Below are 16,252 nucleotides of genomic sequence, written 5' to 3' on the forward strand. Positions count from 1 at the left end.
AGGCCGTGCGTCGAAGCGGGCCATGGTGATCGGGGAGATCAGTTCGGCGGCGTGACCCACGGAGTCGATGCCCGAGGTCCGCGACAGGAGCGCGGCGTCAGACAGGTGACCGGGTCGATGCCGGAGGTGTCGGTGACGACGAGGAACGGGACGGAAGCGCTCAGACCGCCCGCAGGGCGCCGGGGCGGCGGCCGGTGAGGCGGTCGAGTGCGGCGGCGCTCGCGTCGTCGGCCGGCAGGTGGACGACGAGCTGCTGGTCGTCGTCGGCGGGCAGGCCGAGCATTTCGTACGCCAGCCGCACCTCCCCCACCTGCGGGTGGGCCATGCGCACCACCCCGTTCGCCCGCGGCAGCCCCGGCAGCGTCCGCAGCCTGCGGGCGAACGGTTCCCCGGAGGACACCGTCAACTCGTCCATCAGCGTGCCGACATGGACGTCGGTCTGCCCCGGCCCCTCCTTGAGAGCCGCGACCTGCTCGTCGGCGACCGTGTCCCAGTCCGGGTAGACCGTGCGCGCCCGCGGGTCGGTGAAGACGAAGCGGGCGAGGCTGGGCCGGACGCCGTCCAGCAGGCCGAGCGGTTCGGCCAGCCGCCGGTACCCGTCCGTGCAGGCCAGGATCTCGCTCAGCCGGTTCACCAGCACGGCGGGCGCCGGTTCCAGCCGCTCCAGCAGCGCCCGCACCGTGGGCCTGACCGCCCTGTTCGGTCCCGTCCCGCCCCGGCAGCTGAAGCCGGGGTCGGCACCCTTGGCGAGCCGGTGCAGATGGACCCTTTCACCAGGGGTGAGGAACAGCGCGTCCGCCAGGGCCGCCAGCACCTGCACCGAGGGCCTGCGGTCCCGCCCCTGCTCCAGCCTGGTGACGTACTCGACACTCACCCCGGCGAGCGTCGCCAGTTCCGCGCGGCGCAGTCCCGGCGTACGGCGGCGCGGCCCGGCGGGCAGCCCCACCTTGGCCGGTGTGACGGCTTCCCGGCGCAGCCGCAGGAAGAGGCCGAGCTCGTTGTCGCTCATCCCGCGAACGTAACACCGGCCGCCCCGGCGGATCGTGGCCCTGTCGCTACCACCCTCCGCCCGGCCTCCCTCGTCCGCCACCCGTCCGGCACCGTGGAGCGCGCGCCCCAGCTGGGGCAGCATCAACCCCTCCGTAGGAGAAGCACAACCATGTCCAACGCACGACTGAATCTCGCAGTGATCGTCGGCAGCGTCCGGGAGGGCCGCTTCGGCCCGGTGGTGGCCGACTGGTTCGTCGAACAGGCCAAGCGGCACGACGAGTTCACGGTCGACCTGATCGATCTGGCGGACGTCGTTCTCCCGCTCGCGCTGCCGTCCACACCGCCGGCCCTGCAGCCCGATCTACCGCGCCCCGAGGGCATGGCCGAACTGACCCGGCGGCTCGACGCCGCCGACGCGGTCGTCATCGTGACGCCCGACTACAACCGCAGCTTCCCGGCGTCCCTCAAGGCCGCCATCGACTGGCACTACACCCAGTGGAAGGCCAAGCCGATCGGCTTCGTCGGCTACAGCGGCCTCAGCGGGGGTCTGCTCGCGATCGAGCAACTCAGGCAGGTCTTCAACGAGTTGCACGCCCACACCGTGCGCGACTACGTCACCTTCCCCAGCTACTACCTCCTCTTCTCCCCCGACGGCACGCTCCGGGACCCCCAGGGCCCCGAAGCCGCCGCCACGGCCATGCTCGATCAACTGCTCTGGTGGGGCTCGGTCCTCCACGACGCCCGCCGCGACCGCCCGCAGATCGCGAACCGGTAGCCCTCCGGCCGGGGGCTGTCAGGGCCGGGTCCGCGACCCGAGGCTGAGGAGGGTGTAGAGGAGGAGGGAGGAGGCGAGGCCGACGGCCCAGCCGTAGTCGGCGAGGGGCTGGAGGAAGGGGATGAGTCCGTCGGCGGGGAAGGGGCCCTGTGCGGCGCCGTTGGCGTCGAGGGTGGAGTACGAGCCGCCGATGGCGAGGACGCCGCCGACGAGGAGGGCCAGCAGGGCGCGAAGGTTCCAGCCGGCTGTGTACCAGTAGCGACCGGCGGGCCGGTAGAGCTCGTCGAGGGCGAGATGGGTACGGCGGATGATCCAGTAGTCGGCGATGAGGATGCCCGCGACGGTGCCGAGCAGACCGCCTACGACACCGAGCCAGGTGAAGATGTAGACGTGCGGGTTGGCGATCAGCTTCCACGGCATGATGACGATCCCCACCACACCTGTGATCAGCGCGCCGGTACGGAAGTTGATGAACCGTGGCACCAGATGCGCCAGGTCGTACGCCGGACTGACGACGTTCGCCGCGATGTTCACCGACAGGGTCGCGACCAGGACCACCAACAGCGCGAACAGCGTCCCCGCGACGCTGTCCATCTTCGCGGCGAGCGCGATCGGGTCCCAGATCGGCTCGCCGTAGACAGCCTGTGAACCCGAGGTGACCAGCACCGACAGCAACGCGAACAGCGTCATCGTCGTCGGCAACCCCAGCGCCTGGCCGCGGATCTGCGCGCGTTGGCTGCCGCCGAAGCGGGTGAAGTCCGGAATGTTGAGCGACAGCGTGGACCAGAAGCCGATCATGCCCATCAGGGACGGGAAGAACACCTTCCAGAAGCCGCTCCCCCACCCGAGCGCCGACGGCTGCGACAGCAGCGGACCGAATCCGCCCGCCTTCACCGCGATCCACACCAGCAGCGCCAGCGCACCCACGATCACGAACGGCGCCGCCCAGTTCTCGAACCGCCGCAGGGTCTCCATCCCCCGGGCGATCACGGCGATCTCCAGCGCCCAGAACAGACCGAACGACAGCCACAGCGTCCACGGCTGCCCGGCGACGTGACCGGCGGTCTGCCAACCGCCGCCGAAGAGCTTCCCGGCCAGCAGGAAGATCCCCTCGCCGCCGATCCAGGTCTGGATGCCGAACCAGGCACACGCCACCGCCGCCCGGATCAGCGCGGGCAGGTTCGCGCCCCGCAGCCCGAACGACGCCCGCGCGAACACCGGGAACGGGATCCCGTACTTCGTCCCCGCATGCCCCGTGAGCAGCATGGGCACCAGCACGATGAGGTTGGCCAGCGCGATGGTGAGGACCGACTGCTTCCAGTCCATGCCGAGCGCGATCAGTCCGGAGGCCAGGGTCCAGGAGGGGATGTTGTGAGCCATTCCCACCCAAAGGCTCACATAGTTGTAAACACCCCATGTACGTATCTCGACGGGCACCGGCGCCAGGTCGTCGTTGGCGAACCTGGCGTCATCGAGTACGACTCCCTCGGCGAGGGCGACTCGGCCATCGGGGTGGGTCTGCTGGATCGTGAAGGTGTCAGGTTTTGACGGGGCGTTGGAGGACATCGAAGCCACCTCGGTTCGCGGAGTCTCGTGCGGGGGAACATGACCTCCCCGAGGGCTCGGCACTGGGCCCTCGGGGTCACACGACGGAGCGGGACGACAGGACGACAGTCAGTCCCTGACGCTGTCTCGCAGAAAAGGGGCCGAGGCCTGCAAACGTGCGGGGTTCAGCCGTTGAGGGCCGGGATCACCTGCGTGCCGTACGCGTCGATGGTGGCTTCCTGCGCGTCGTGCATGTCGTAGACGGCGAACTGGTCGACGCCCAGCTCCCGTAGGGCGTTCAGTTTCTCGATGTGCTTCTCGGCCGGGCCGATGACGCAGAACCGGTCGACGATCTCGTCCGGCACGAACGCGGTGTCGGGGTTGTCGGCGCGCCCGTGGTGGGAGTAGTCGTACCCTTCTCGCGCCTTGATGTAGTCGGTGAGTTCGTCCGGTACGGCGGCGGAGTGTTCGCCGTACTTGGACACCAGGTCGGCGACGTGGTTGCCGACCATCCCGCCGAACCAGCGGCACTGTTCACGGGCGTGGGCGAGCGCCTCGGGCGAGTCGTCCTCGGTGACGTACGCGGGGGCGGCGACACAGACCTTCACCTCGGACGGGTCACGGCCGGCCGCGACCGCCGCGTCCTTGACGGCCTTCACCATGTACTCGGTCAGGTAGAGGTCGGAGAGCTGGAGGATGAAACCGTCGGCCTCCTCGCCGGTCATCTTCAGCGCCTTGGGGCCGTACGCGGCCATCCAGACGGGGAGTTCGGCGCCTTCCTTGATCCAGGGGAACCTGATGACCGTACCGCCGAGGTCCGCCTCCTTCCCGGAGCCGAGGGCCCTGATGACCTTCATGGCCTCGCTGATCCGGGCCAGCGTGTTCGGGGCACGGCCCGCGACCCGCATCGCGGAGTCGCCGCGGCCGATGCCGCAGATGGTGCGGTTGCCGAACATGTCGTTGAGGGTGGCGAAGGTGGAGGCGGTGACCTCCCAGGTGCGGGTGCCCGGGTTGGTGACCATCGGTCCGACCGTCAACTTGGTGGTGTTCGAAAGGATCTGACTGTAGATCACGAACGGCTCCTGCCAGAGCACGGCGGAGTCGAAGGTCCACCCGTACGTGAAGCCGTTGCGCTCGGCCCGTTTCATCAGGCTGATGACCTTGGAGGCCGGCGGGTCGGTCTGCAGGACGAGTCCGAAGTCCATTGGCACCACTCCTAGTTGAGGTACTGACAGGTGGAGCGCGGGGTGTACGCGCCGTGCCCGGCGTGCCCGGTGTACTCCCGCTCGGTGATGACGAGTTCGCCGCGCGAGAGGACCGTCTCGACCCGACCGGTGACGCGCTTGCCCTCGTACGCCGAGTAGTCGACGTTCATGTGGTGCGTGTCGACGGACATGACCTGCTCGGCGTGCGGGTCGTAGATGACGATGTCGGCGTCGGCACCCGGCGCGATGGTGCCCTTCTTCGGGTACATCCCGAACATCCGGGCCGGACTCGCGCAGGCGATCTCGATCCAGCGGCGGCGCGAGATGTGTCCGTCGACGACGGCCTGATGGAGCAGGTCCATGCGGTTCTCGACGCCCGGCAGGCCGTTGGGGATCTTCGAGAAGTCGCCCCGGCCCAGCTCCTTCTGGCCCACGAAGCAGAAGGGGCAGTGGTCGGTGGAGACCACCTGGAGGTCGTTGGTGCGCAGGCCCCGCCACAGCGCGGCCTGGTGCTCCCTGGGGCGAAGAGGTGTGCTGCACACGTACTTCGAGCCCTCGAAGTCGGGTTCCGCGAGGTTGTCCGTCGACAGGAACAGGTACTGCGGGCAGGTCTCGCCGAAGACGTTCAGCCCCTCGTCCCGCGCCCGGGCCAGCTCGGCGACCGCCTCCGTCGCCGAGACATGCACGACGTAGAGCGGGGCCCCGGCGACCTGGGCGAGCTTGATGGCGCGATGGGTGGCCTCCGCCTCCAGCAACGCCTTCCGCACCTCCCCGTGGTAGCGGGGATCGGTCTCGCCGCGGGCCAGCGCCTGCTCCACCAGCACGTCGATCGCGATGCCGTTCTCCGCGTGCATCATGATCAGGCCGCCGTTGTCGGCGGAGCGCTGCATGGCGCGCAGGATCTGGCCGTCGTCGCTGTAGAAGACGCCCGGGTAGGCCATGAACTGCTTGAAGGAGGTGACGCCCTCCTCGACCAGCAGGTCCATCTCCTTGAGCGTCTCCTGGTTCACATCGGAGACGATCATGTGGAAGCCGTAGTCGATCGCGCAGTTGCCCTCGGCCTTGGCGTGCCAGGCGTCCAGGCCCTCGCGCAGGGTGTGGCCGACGCTCTGCACGGCGAAGTCGACGATCGTCGTCGTACCGCCCCAGGCGGCGGCCCGGGTGCCGGTCTCGAAGGTGTCGGAGGCGAAGGTGCCGCCGAACGGCAGCTCCATGTGGGTGTGGGCGTCGACGCCGCCCGGGATGACGTACTTCCCGGTGGCGTCGATGGTGCGCTCGGCCTCCCAGGCCTCCGCGGCGGAAGTGCCTGCGGCGGCGAGGGCTGCGATGCGGCTGTCCTCGATCAGGACGTCGGCGTGGATCTCGTCGGACGCGGTGATGACGAGGCCGCCGCGGATGACTGTACGGCTGGTCATGGGTTGACTCCGCTGGGTTGTGGTCGGGTGCGGGTCGTCTGTGGCTGGTCGCGCAGTTCCCCGCGCCCCTTTGGGGCGCGGGTACTGGCCCTCGGTTCGTTACGGTGCCGTCAGCGGGCCGTACGCGTCCGGGCGGCGGTCGCGGAAGAACTGCCAGCGGTCGCGGACCTCGCGCAGTTTGGCCAGGTCGAGGTCGCGGACGACGAGTTCGGTCTCCTTGTCGCTCGCCACCTCGCCGACGAACTGGGCCTCCGGGTCGACGAAGTACGTCGTTCCGTAGAAGTCGTTGTCGCCCAGCTCCTCGACACCCACCCGGTTGATCGCGCCGACGAAGTACTCGTTGGCGACGGCCGCCGCCGGCTGCTCCAACTGCCAGAGGTAGCCGGACAGGCCGCGCGAGGTCGCCGACGGGTTGAAGACGATCTCGGCGCCCGCCAGGCCCAGGGCCCGCCAGCCCTCCGGGAAGTGCCGGTCGTAGCAGATGTACACGCCGATCCTGCCGACCTTGGTGTCGAAGACCGGCCACCCGAGGTTGCCCGGGCGGAAGTAGAACTTCTCCCAGAAGCCGGGCACCTGCGGGATGTGGTGCTTGCGGTACTTGCCGAGGTACGAGCCGTCGGCGTCGATCACCGCGGCCGTGTTGTACAGGACGCCGGGCTGCTCCTCCTCGTACACCGGCAGGACGAGGACCAGGCCCAACTCCTCGGCCAGCGCCTGGAAGCGCCGGACGATCGGGCCCTCGGGCACCTGCTCGGCGTACTCGTAGAACGCCTTGTCCTGGACCTGGCAGAAGTACGGTCCGTAGAACAGCTCCTGGAAGCACAGGACTTGGGCACCCTGTGCGGCAGCGTCGCGGGCCGCCTGCTCGTGCACCTGGATCATCGACTCCTTGTCGCCGGTCCAGGTGGTCTGGAAGAGGGCGGCACGGATCACTGTGCTCATCGGGACCTCCGGTCACTCGGTGTGCTGGGGCGGGCGTCGGAAGTGCCGTCGTCCGCCCGAAGGGCGGGCCCTGCGGCGTCCGGTGCGTGCTCTCGGCGTGCCGCGCGCAAGCCCTCGTACCGGATGTACTCGGGCTTGTGCGCGGTGCGGTGAGAGTGCGTGCCGGGCGTCGTGGGGCAGACGGAACTTCCGACGCCCGTCCCAGGAGCTTAGGAAGGCCGCGGAGGCGGTTTGAGTTGCACGGTGTCACGTCTGTGGGCGTGCGGCGTGCCACGGTGTCACCCTGTCGCGAGCCCATGTTTCACCGCCGTTCTCCCAGGTGGTCCGGTGTTTCTCCGCTGTTTCGCAGCGCCCTGCCGACACTGCTGTCAGCCCTGTTGCGCGTCGTGCGCGAGGAGCGCGATATGCACCGAGGCGGCCTGCTCGAAGTCGTCGAGGTCCACGCCCAGCCGCGCCTGTATCGCCTCCAGCCGGCGGTACAGGGCGGGGCGGGAGACGTGGTGGAGCTGGGCGGTGCGGGACTTGTTGCGGCCGGTGGCGAGGTACGTGCGCAGCACGGCGAGCAGGTCCTCCCCCGCCGCGCACAGCAGCCCGTCCAGCTCCCGCTCCGCGAACGACTGCACCTGCGGGTCGTCGCGCAACAGCCGGATCAGGCCCCGCAGATGGACGTCCTTGAGGCGCACCACCGGGGGAAGGTCCAGGACCGCCGAGGAGTCCGCCACGGCGTCGGCGACGTGCTGTGCCTCGCGCAGGCCGGCGGGGACCTCGTCCCAGACGGTGCGCGCGTCGGCGGCGGCGATCACCGTCCCGCCCGACTCCGAACGCACCCGGGCCGCGAGATTCGCCGTGAGCACCGAGGCGTCCTGGTCCCGGGCCAGGCTCAGCAGCACCGCGGTGACGCCGTCGGCGAGTTCGGCGACAATCCCGGACAGCCCCAACAGCCGTAGCACCCGGTCGAGTCGCGCCGGATCACCGTCCCGGACCACCAGCGGGACGAAGGTGCGCCGGTTGACCGGCAGTCCGGCCGCGCGGGCCCGGGGCAGCAGCTGCCGCGCCGGTACGACCCCGCTGACCAGGTCGGTCAGCAGGCTCTGCGCGGACTGTTCCTCCCAGGTGTGCGCGGAGGTGCCGCCGAGCATGCGGTGCAGGACGAGGGCCTCGGCGGCGCGGTCGGCGAGCAGCCGCCCGGTGCCGCTGTCGCCGCGGTAGCCGCACAGCACGATCCTGCCCCAGCGTTCCCCGCGCCCGCCGAGCTCGGCGCGGATCCAGCCGTCGCCCTCGGTGCCGCCGGCCTGCCGGGCGATGCGCTCCCAGTCACGCAGCACGTCGGCGACCGCCGGCCGCTCCCCCGCGGTGGCGAGGACGCGGTGGGCGAGGTTGGTGACGACGAGGGGGCAGCCGCTGTGCTGGGCGACCTCGTCCAGCAGGCGTTGCAGGGGTGCGCCCGCGGTGATGAGTCCGGTGAGCGCGGTCCGTACGGCCTCGGACATGCTGACGGCCGCGAACTTCCGTCGTACCAGGCGCGCTTGGACCTCCTCGGTCAACTCGGCGAAGGGGAAGGGCCGGTGCAGAACTACCATCGGCAGTCCGCACCGCTCGGCCGCCCTGCGCATCACGTCCGGGGCGGACGGGAACGCCCGGCCCAGTCCCAGCACGACGGCGGCGGCCTCCGCGCGGTGCAGGGACTGTACGTACTCGGCCTGGGCGCCCTCGTCACCGGCGAGCAGCACCCCGGTGGTGAGCACCATCTCGCCGCCGCTGAGCATCACCCCGACATCGGCGGCCTCGGCGACGTGCACCCAGCGCACGGCCCGGTCCAGCTGGCTCGCGCCGGCCACCACCTCGGGCTCCCCGGCGAGGACCCGTTCCAGCGTGAGGACCTGCCGGACCGACAGAGCCGGCTCCAGGGACTCCGAGGGCTCCCAGGTGATGGTCATGGCGGTGCTTCCCTTGTTCGGGCCTTGCCGGGATGCTGCTAGTGGATGCTCCTCAGAGCGTCTTCGAGGATCGCGGCGCCCTCCTCGGCCTCGGCCACGGTCAGGGACAGCGGCGGGGCCACCCGCAGCGCGCTGGTGTTGTGCCCGCCGCCCTTGCCGATGAGCAGCCCGCCCGCGCGGGCGGCTTCGAGCACGGCGGCCGCCGCGTCGGGGTCGGCCTCGTCGGTGCCGGGTTTCACCAGCTCGATGCCGAGCATCAGCCCGCGCCCCCGCACCTCCCGGACGCCCGGGGTCTGCGCCCCGACCGCCCGCAACCGCTCGATGAGCAGCCCGCCGACCCGCCGGGCGTTGCCCTGGAGGTCGTGTTCCAGCAGGTACGTGAGGTTGGCGAGACCGGCCGCCATGGTGATCTGGGTGCCGCCGAACGTGGAGATGCTGTTGGCGTCCAGGCAGTTCATGACCTCGGCGCGGGCCACCACCCCGCCGATGGACATGCCGTTGCCGATGCCCTTGGCGAAGGTGAGGATGTCGGGCGGACCGTTCCCGGCGTGCGCCTGCCAGCCCCAGAAGTGGTCGCCGGTGCGGCCCCAGCCGGTCTGCACCTCGTCGGCGATCCACAGGATGCCGTGCTCGTGCAGCACCTCGCGGAAGGCCGCGTACAGACCGTCCGGGGGTGAGGTGAAGCCGCCGACGCCCTGGACAGGCTCGGCGATCAGGGCGGCGGGCGGGCGGGTGTGGCCGAGCAGGTCCTTGAGGTCGTCCACGCAGGCCGCGATGAAGTCGTCGTCACCGAGATCCGCGTACGGGCCGCGGGTGCGGACGCCGCCGTGGACGTACAGCGTCTGGAGGGGGGAGAGCGAGGTCGGGGACCAGCCGCGGTTGCCGGTGATGCCGACCGCGCTGAAGGAGCGGCCGTGGTAGCTGTTGCGCATCGCCAGGATCGTGTTGCTGCGGCGGTATGTCGTCGCCAGCATCAGGGCCGTGTCGTTGGCCTCGGTGCCGGAGGTGGTGAAGAAGACGCGCGCGTTCGGGATGCCGCTCAACTGGGCGATGCGCTCCGCCAGTTCGACCATCGGCCGGTTGAGGTAGAGCGTGGAGGAGTGGATGATCCGCCCGGCCTGCTCGGTCACCGCCTTGGCGACCTCGGGCAGGGCGTGCGCGGTCATCGTCGTCAGGATGCCGCCGAAGAAGTCGAGATACCTGTTGCCCTCGGCGTCCCAGACGTGGCGGCCCTCGCCGTGGGTGATCTCCAGCGGGTCCTCGTAGTACAGGGCGAGCCAGTCGGGCAGGACGCTCCGATGACGACCCATCAGATCCCTGGTCATGGCCGCACCAGCCCCTCGTATGCGTCGGGCCGGCGGTCGCGGTAGAACGCCCACTGCCGGCGTACCTCTTCGATGACGTCGAAGTCGAGGTCGCGGACGACGAGTTCCTCGTCCTTGTCGCTGGCGGCCTCCCCCACGAACTGTCCGCGTGGGTCGACGAAGTAACTCGTCCCGTAGAAGTCGTTGTCCCCGTACTCCTCGACGCCCACCCGGTTGATCGCGGCGATGAAGTACTCGTTGGCGACCGCGGCGGCGGGCTGCTCCAGTCGCCACAGGTGGGAGGACAGCCCGCGGTGGGTGGCCGACGGATTGTAGACCAACTGGGCGCCGTTCAGGCCGAGTTGCCGCCAGCCCTCCGGGAAGTGGCGGTCGTAGCAGATGTAGACGCCGACCTTGCCGACGGCGGTGTCGAAGACCGGCCAGCCGACGTTGCCCGGCCTGAAGTAGTACTTCTCCCAGAATCCCTTGACCTGCGGGATGTGGTGCTTGCGGTACTTGCCGAGGAAGGTGCCGTCGGCGTCGATCACGGCCGCGGTGTTGTAGTAGAAGCCCGACTGCTCGACCTCGAAGACCGGGACGACGATCACCATGCCGGTCTCGCGGGCGAGCTCCCGCATACGACGCGTGGTCGGCCCGTCGGGCACCGGCTCGGCCCAGCGGTAGTGCTCCGGCTCCTGGACCTGACAGAAGTAGGGGGCGTTGAAGACCTCCTGGAAGCCGATGACCTTGGCACCCCGGCGGGCCGCCTCGCGGGCGTGCTCCTCGTGTTTCGCCACCATGGACTCGGTGTCGCCGGTCCAGGTGGCCTGGACCAGGGCGGCACGTACGACGTTCGCCATGAGCTGCTCCTTCGACGGGACGTCAGAGCTTCTACGCCCGTAGACGCAGGCCGTAGAGGGACGAACGTAAGCCTCCTGAAGGGCCTTGCCAAGACCATTGTCGTCAACCCGCGGAGTCGATCACGTTTCGCACCCCTGTGGGTGAGCCGCTCGGCCGGTGAGTGGAGCCTCCGCGGGTGTCAGGGGCGCGTCAGGCGGTGAATCCTGCCACCCGGAGTGCGTGCACCAGGTCCCAGTGGCACTGGTCCGAGACGCCCCGGGCGGCCTCCAGCAGCAGCGGCACGAGGGTGTGCGGGTCCGGTTCGGCACTGCGGGCGGCCTCCTCCGGGGCGCGGACGCGGACGTAGGCGTCGAGCAGTGCGCGGACCTCCCGGTGACGGTCCTCGGCGGCCAGTGCGAGTACCGCCTGCCCGATCTCGCCGGCGGGCCGGGACACGCCCTGCCGCAGGATCTGTTCCCCGTCGGCGCCGCGACCTGCCGCGACCAGCGCGTCGGCGGCCGCGACCAGCCGTCCCGCGGGCAGCGAGGCCGCCTCCCACAGCAGGGTCGCCCAGTCGGCGCCCAGGCCGGCCCGCTGCATCTCGACGGCGAGCAGCGGGTAGCGGGCGGCCGGCCAGCCGGCGATCTCGGCGAGCAGGGCGTGCGCCTCGCCGCTGCGCCCCTCCCCGCGCAGCCGCACCAGCCGCTCCACGGCCTGTGCCGTCTCCCGCCCGCCCACCGCGTCCAGCGGCTCGACCTGCGGCTCCGGGCGGGTGTCCACCCGCGCGGCCCCGGCGAACCGGGCCCCTCGCGGGGTGTGGCCGCTCCCGACGGGCGTGGCGGGGAGATCCGGTACGGCGGTCGGCGGTACGACGACGGGGGCGGCCTCCTCCTCGACCATCCCGGCGAACCGGGCACCGCCCCGACGACGCTTGCGCTGCTTGGGCGAGGGCTGCTGCCCGGCAGGGGGTTCCGCGGGCGCCGGCGGCCGACCGGCAAGGGCCTCGGTGGGCGCCGGGCGCTGCTGCTCGTACGCCTGGTCGCGCGGGACGGCGGGCGCCTGCGCGCCGAAGCGGGGGCCGTACGCGGGGCTCGCGGTGGGCTCGGCACCGTGGCCACCGGACACGGGACGGACGGTACCGCCGGGCTCCGGCCGGCCCTCACCACGGGCGTCCCGGTCGCGCTGCGCCGGCATGCTCGGGAACCCGCCCCCCTGCGAGCCACCCGCGCCGGACGGCTCACCGCGCGCGGGCCGCCCACCGTACGAGGCACGCTCCTCCCACCGCGCCCCGGCGCCGGTGTTGCCGGGGCCGTGCGGACCCGAGCCGAACGCGTTCGTGTCGTACCGGTCCGTGTCGTGCCCGTCCGTGTCGCGCTGCCCCATGTCGTGCCCGTCCGTGTCGCGCTGCCCCATGTCGTGCCCGTCCGAGCCGTACCGACCCTCGCCGGGCCCGCCTGCACCAGCTCGGTCCGTGTCGCGCCCGTCCGAGCCGTGACCGGCCACGCCACGGCCGCCCGAGCCGCTCGCGTCCAGGCGACGCCCGTCCGGGCCGTATCCGCCCGGCCGTCCGCCGTACGCGTCGCGCCCGTCCGACCGCTCCTGGGCGTCCGCGCGGAATTCGGGCCGCGCACCGAACGCGGCGCCGTCGCCCCCGGGGGCCCCGCGTCGGATCGCCTGGGCCTGCTCGCCGGTGACGCGTCGGTCCAGTTGCTCCATGCGGGACCGGAGTTCGGCGCAGCGGCGGGTGGCGCGTTCGTGGTCGTCGTGGGCCCAGGCGAGGTCGACGCGGAGGGCGTCGGCCTGTTCCTGGGTGGGGGCGGAGGCCAGCGACCGGCCCAGCTCCGCCTTCCGCTCGGTGGCGTACCGCTGCTCACGGAGCATGACGTCGAAGCGGTCACCGAGGGCGTCACGGCCACCGGAACGGGCGTCGTACGCGACGACCGCGGCGGCGTGCAGGGCACGGGCCCGTGCCGTCTCCGCGGCGGCGATTTGAGGGCCGTACATCACCGCGAGGTCCTGGAGCAGTGCCTCCACGACGTCCCACGGCGGCATCTCACGTCCGTCGAGGCAGGCCTGCATACCGTCGGGGTCCCGTTGCCAGAACACCCCGCACCAGCCGCCGCCCTGGTCGAGGCGCGCCAGCAGACCGTCCAAGTGGTTCGCGAACTCCCGTACTTGTCTGGGGAGTTGATCCACAACCATCGCCCAACTCCCGCCCGACCGGAGCACTCCGCTTCGTAGGCAACACCAGCCGTGTTACGGGCGCGCTACGGGAAGTTTTCCGGCACCGCGCAGGACCCTGATCGCGGGATACCGACCGCGGGGCGGCGGCGGCCCGGGACCCGCACCCCGAGACCTCGAACCGGCACCTCTCACGCATCCGCCGGCACGCACCGCACCGCCGGATCGTCCACGGACAGACCGAGCGCCCGGCCCGGTCGGCCGCCCCGCCCTGCCACTCCCCGCCCGGTGCTGTTCGGCGCTGTTCGGCGCTGTTCGGCGCTGTCTGCGGGAAGCCCTCGGGCGGCCGCCCCGAGGGCCTCCGGAGGTGCCCCCTCCCCTCGATCGTGCGAGGGTGTTCTACGAACGCGCGCCCAGGGGGTGTAACCGGCTGCCACTCGGGTTACCCGACTCCGGCACGTCGATCAGCGAGGGCGTCCCGGGCCCTGCCCCAGTTGTCGGGCTTCGCCCGAACCGGGAGGCACCCCCGTCGGGACGCCGGATGGGAACGCCATGACCAGCGGCTTCACCGGCTCAGAAGGCTACGACCCCTTCGGAGAATTCCTCGCCCGCTTCTTCGGCGGGCCGCACCCCGGTCCGCGCCAGGTCGACATCGGGCGGCTGCTCAGTCAGCCCGCCCGTGAGCTGGTGCGGGGCGCCGCCCAGTACGCCGCCGAGCACGGCAGCCGGGACCTGGACACCCAGCACCTGCTGCGGGCCGCGCTGTCCGCCGAGCCGACCCGGACGCTGCTGAGCCGGGCCGGCGCGGATCCCGACTCGCTCGCCACGGAGATCGACGAGCGGTCCGGCCCGGCCCAGCACCCGCCGGGCGAGGTCCCGCCGCCGACCTCGCTGTCCCTGACCCCGGCCGCCAAGCGCGCCCTGCTGGACGCGCACGACCTGGCGCGGGCGCGCGGCGCCGGCTATATCGGCCCCGAGCACGTGCTCAGCGCCCTCGCCTCGAACCCGGACTCGGCGGCCGGACACATCCTCAACTCGGCCCACTTCGCGACCTCCGGACTGCCGCCCGAGCCGGCCCCGGACGGAGGGCGTACCCGCGGCGAGCGGCCCCGCTCCACCGGCACGCCCACGCTGGACAAGTACGGCCGCGATCTCACCGACCTGGCCCGGCAGGGCGGCATCGACCCGGTGATCGGCCGGGAGGAGGAGATCGAGCAGACCATCGAGGTGCTGTCCCGGCGCGGCAAGAACAACCCGGTGCTCATCGGCGACGCCGGTGTCGGCAAGACCGCGATCGTGGAGGGACTCGCCCAGAAGATCATCGACGGCGATGTGCCCGACGTGCTCACAGGACGGCGGGTGTTCGCCCTGGACCTGACCGGAGTGGTCGCGGGCACCCGCTATCGCGGGGACTTCGAGGAGCGGTTGACCACCATCGTGGGCGAGATCCGCGCCCACTCCGACGAGTTGATCGTCTTCATCGACGAACTGCACACCGTCGTCGGCGCCGGAGGCGGCGGCGAGGGCGGCTCCATGGACGCCGGCAACATCCTCAAGCCCGCCCTGGCCCGCGGCGAGCTGCACATCGTGGGCGCGACCACGCTGGAGGAGTTCCGCCGGATCGAGAAGGACGCGGCGCTGGCCCGCCGCTTCCAGCCGATCCTGGTGCCCGAGCCCACCGCCGCGGACGCCATCGAGATCCTGCGCGGCCTGCGCGACCGCTACGAGGCCCACCACCAGATCCGCTACACCGACGAGGCCCTGGTGGCCGCCGTCGAGCTGTCCGACCGGTATCTCACCGACCGCCGCCTGCCGGACAAGGCGATCGACCTGATCGACCAGGCCGGCGCCCGGGTACGGCTGCGGGCACGGACCAAGGGCACGGACGTACGGGCCATGGAGCGCGAGGTCGAACAGCTCACCCGGGACAAGGACCAGGCGGTCGCGGACGAGCAGTACGAGCAGGCCACGCAACTGCGCGACCGGATCGGCGAGTTGAAGCAGCGGATCGGCGAGGCCGACGGCGACACCGAGGCCGACGAGGGGATGGACCTGAAGGTCACGACCGAGGCCGTCGCCGAAGTCGTGTCGCGGCAGACCGGCATCCCGGTCAGCAGCCTCACCGAGGAGGAGAAGGACCGCCTGCTCGGCCTGGAGCAGCACCTGCACGAGCGGGTCGTCGGCCAGGACGAAGCGGTCCGCGTGGTCGCCGACGCCGTCCTGCGCTCCCGCGCCGGGCTCGCCAGCCCCGACCGCCCGATCGGCAGCTTCCTCTTCCTCGGCCCGACCGGTGTCGGCAAGACCGAGCTGGCGCGGACGCTCGCCGAGGCCCTGTTCAGCAGCGAGGAACGGATGGTCCGCCTGGACATGAGCGAGTACCAGGAGCGGCACACCGTCAGCCGCCTGGTCGGCGCCCCGCCCGGGTACGTCGGCCACGAGGAGGCCGGCCAGCTCACCGAGGCCGTGCGCAGGCATCCGTACTCGCTGCTTCTCCTCGACGAGGTGGAGAAGGCGCACCCGGACGTCTTCAACATCCTGCTCCAGGTCCTCGACGACGGACGGCTGACCGACTCCCAGGGCCGCACGGTCGACTTCACCAACACGGTCATCGTGATGACCAGCAACCTCGGCTCCGAGGCGATCACCCGGCGCGGCGCCGGCATCGGCTTCGGACCCGGCGGCGCGGAGGCGGACGAGGAGGCGCGGCGCGAGCAGATCCTGCGCCCGCTGCGGGAGCACTTCCGGCCCGAGTTCCTCAACCGCGTCGACGAGATCGTCGTCTTCCGTCAGCTCACCGCCGGCCAACTGCGGGAGATCACCAACCTGTTGCTGGTGAAGACCCGTCGACTGCTGCACGCGCAGGGCGTCGCGGTCGACTTCACGGACTCCGCCGTCGACTGGCTCGCCGAGCGCGGCTACCAGCCCGAGTACGGCGCCCGGCCGCTGCGCCGCACCATCCAGCGGGAGGTGGAGAACCAGCTCTCCCGGTTGCTGCTCGACGGCCGGGTCGCCGAGGGCGGCACGGTGACGGTGGACGTGGCGGACGGGCGGCTCGCCTTCCGTACGGAAGACCTGCCGCCCGCCCCCGAGTTGTGACGGCCACCTCGCCGGACGCGCC

Annotated in this window: 11 protein-coding genes; 2 read left to right on the forward strand and 9 right to left on the reverse strand. The window is 71.4% G+C overall.

Annotated elements, in window-relative coordinates:
• Window positions 1-160: 160 nt before the first annotated feature.
• Window positions 161-1,009, reverse strand: coding sequence for a helix-turn-helix transcriptional regulator (locus tag AB0H86_RS00065; protein WP_362430937.1), 849 nt, complete (start codon window positions 1,007-1,009; stop codon window positions 161-163).
• A gap of 150 nt (window positions 1,010-1,159) precedes the next feature.
• Here AB0H86_RS00065 and AB0H86_RS00070 point away from each other — a divergent pair, with 150 nt between their 5' ends.
• Complete coding sequence (locus AB0H86_RS00070) at window positions 1,160-1,765, forward strand: NAD(P)H-dependent oxidoreductase (protein WP_362430940.1); 606 nt, start codon at window positions 1,160-1,162, stop codon at window positions 1,763-1,765.
• Window positions 1,766-1,783: 18 nt separating this feature from the next.
• On the opposite strand, the gene AB0H86_RS00075 is transcribed toward AB0H86_RS00070, so the two are convergent.
• The 8 genes from AB0H86_RS00075 to AB0H86_RS00110 all read right to left on the reverse strand — a co-directional run bounded on the left by AB0H86_RS00075 (window position 1,784) and on the right by AB0H86_RS00110 (window position 13,155).
• Window positions 1,784-3,331, reverse strand: a complete 1,548-nt coding sequence (locus AB0H86_RS00075; RefSeq protein ID WP_362430942.1) for an NCS1 family nucleobase:cation symporter-1 — start codon at window positions 3,329-3,331, stop codon at window positions 1,784-1,786.
• A 164-nt stretch (window positions 3,332-3,495) separates the two neighbouring features.
• Entirely contained in the window at window positions 3,496-4,515 is a 1,020-nt protein-coding gene (locus AB0H86_RS00080) for a TIGR03842 family LLM class F420-dependent oxidoreductase (RefSeq protein WP_362430944.1), read from the reverse strand.
• An 11-nt stretch (window positions 4,516-4,526) separates the two neighbouring features.
• On the reverse strand, window positions 4,527-5,930 hold the full coding sequence (gene hydA, locus AB0H86_RS00085; protein WP_362430947.1) for a dihydropyrimidinase: 1,404 nt from the start codon (window positions 5,928-5,930) through the stop codon (window positions 4,527-4,529).
• Between the two features lie 99 nt (window positions 5,931-6,029).
• Complete coding sequence (locus AB0H86_RS00090; RefSeq protein ID WP_362430950.1) at window positions 6,030-6,872, reverse strand: nitrilase-related carbon-nitrogen hydrolase; 843 nt, start codon at window positions 6,870-6,872, stop codon at window positions 6,030-6,032.
• Window positions 6,873-7,240: 368 nt separating this feature from the next.
• Window positions 7,241-8,809, reverse strand: coding sequence for a PucR family transcriptional regulator (locus tag AB0H86_RS00095; protein WP_362430952.1), 1,569 nt, complete (start codon window positions 8,807-8,809; stop codon window positions 7,241-7,243).
• 38 nt (window positions 8,810-8,847) lie between these two features.
• Window positions 8,848-10,134 (reverse strand): aspartate aminotransferase family protein, encoded by a 1,287-nt coding sequence (locus AB0H86_RS00100; RefSeq protein ID WP_362430955.1) that lies wholly within the window; start codon window positions 10,132-10,134, stop codon window positions 8,848-8,850.
• Window positions 10,131-10,973, reverse strand: a complete 843-nt coding sequence (locus AB0H86_RS00105) for a nitrilase-related carbon-nitrogen hydrolase (RefSeq protein WP_362430958.1) — start codon at window positions 10,971-10,973, stop codon at window positions 10,131-10,133. Before AB0H86_RS00105 ends, AB0H86_RS00100 begins: the two co-directional genes overlap by 4 nt.
• A gap of 190 nt (window positions 10,974-11,163) precedes the next feature.
• Entirely contained in the window at window positions 11,164-13,155 is a 1,992-nt protein-coding gene (locus AB0H86_RS00110) for a hypothetical protein (protein ID WP_362430961.1), read from the reverse strand.
• A 531-nt stretch (window positions 13,156-13,686) separates the two neighbouring features.
• On the opposite strand from AB0H86_RS00110, the gene AB0H86_RS00115 reads away from it, so the two are divergent.
• The gene (locus AB0H86_RS00115) at window positions 13,687-16,230 is read left to right on the forward strand and encodes an ATP-dependent Clp protease ATP-binding subunit (RefSeq protein ID WP_362430963.1); all 2,544 of its coding nucleotides are present in this window, start codon (window positions 13,687-13,689) and stop codon (window positions 16,228-16,230) included.
• Window positions 16,231-16,252 lie beyond the last annotated feature (22 nt).

It is taken from the genome of Streptomyces sp. NPDC050997, from assembly GCF_040660135.1.
Classification (GTDB): Bacteria; Actinomycetota; Actinomycetes; order Streptomycetales; family Streptomycetaceae; genus Streptomyces.

Excerpts from the sequence above, each read along its gene's own strand:
- AB0H86_RS00075 (WP_362430942.1), bottom strand. The coding sequence starts at position 3,331 with ATGTCCTCCAACGCCCCGTCAAAACCTGACACCTTCACGATCCAGCAG.
- AB0H86_RS00105 (WP_362430958.1), bottom strand. The coding sequence starts at position 10,973 with ATGGCGAACGTCGTACGTGCCGCCCTGGTCCAGGCCACCTGGACCGGC.
- AB0H86_RS00100 (WP_362430955.1), bottom strand. The coding sequence starts at position 10,134 with ATGACCAGGGATCTGATGGGTCGTCATCGGAGCGTCCTGCCCGACTGG.
- AB0H86_RS00090 (WP_362430950.1), bottom strand. The coding sequence starts at position 6,872 with ATGAGCACAGTGATCCGTGCCGCCCTCTTCCAGACCACCTGGACCGGC.
- AB0H86_RS00080 (WP_362430944.1), bottom strand. The coding sequence starts at position 4,515 with ATGGACTTCGGACTCGTCCTGCAGACCGACCCGCCGGCCTCCAAGGTC.
- AB0H86_RS00095 (WP_362430952.1), bottom strand. The coding sequence starts at position 8,809 with ATGACCATCACCTGGGAGCCCTCGGAGTCCCTGGAGCCGGCTCTGTCG.
- AB0H86_RS00070 (WP_362430940.1), top strand. The coding sequence starts at position 1,160 with ATGTCCAACGCACGACTGAATCTCGCAGTGATCGTCGGCAGCGTCCGG.
- AB0H86_RS00115 (WP_362430963.1), top strand. The coding sequence starts at position 13,687 with ATGACCAGCGGCTTCACCGGCTCAGAAGGCTACGACCCCTTCGGAGAA.
- AB0H86_RS00110 (WP_362430961.1), bottom strand. The coding sequence starts at position 13,155 with ATGGTTGTGGATCAACTCCCCAGACAAGTACGGGAGTTCGCGAACCAC.
- hydA (WP_362430947.1), bottom strand. The coding sequence starts at position 5,930 with ATGACCAGCCGTACAGTCATCCGCGGCGGCCTCGTCATCACCGCGTCC.
- AB0H86_RS00065 (WP_362430937.1), bottom strand. The coding sequence starts at position 1,009 with ATGAGCGACAACGAGCTCGGCCTCTTCCTGCGGCTGCGCCGGGAAGCC.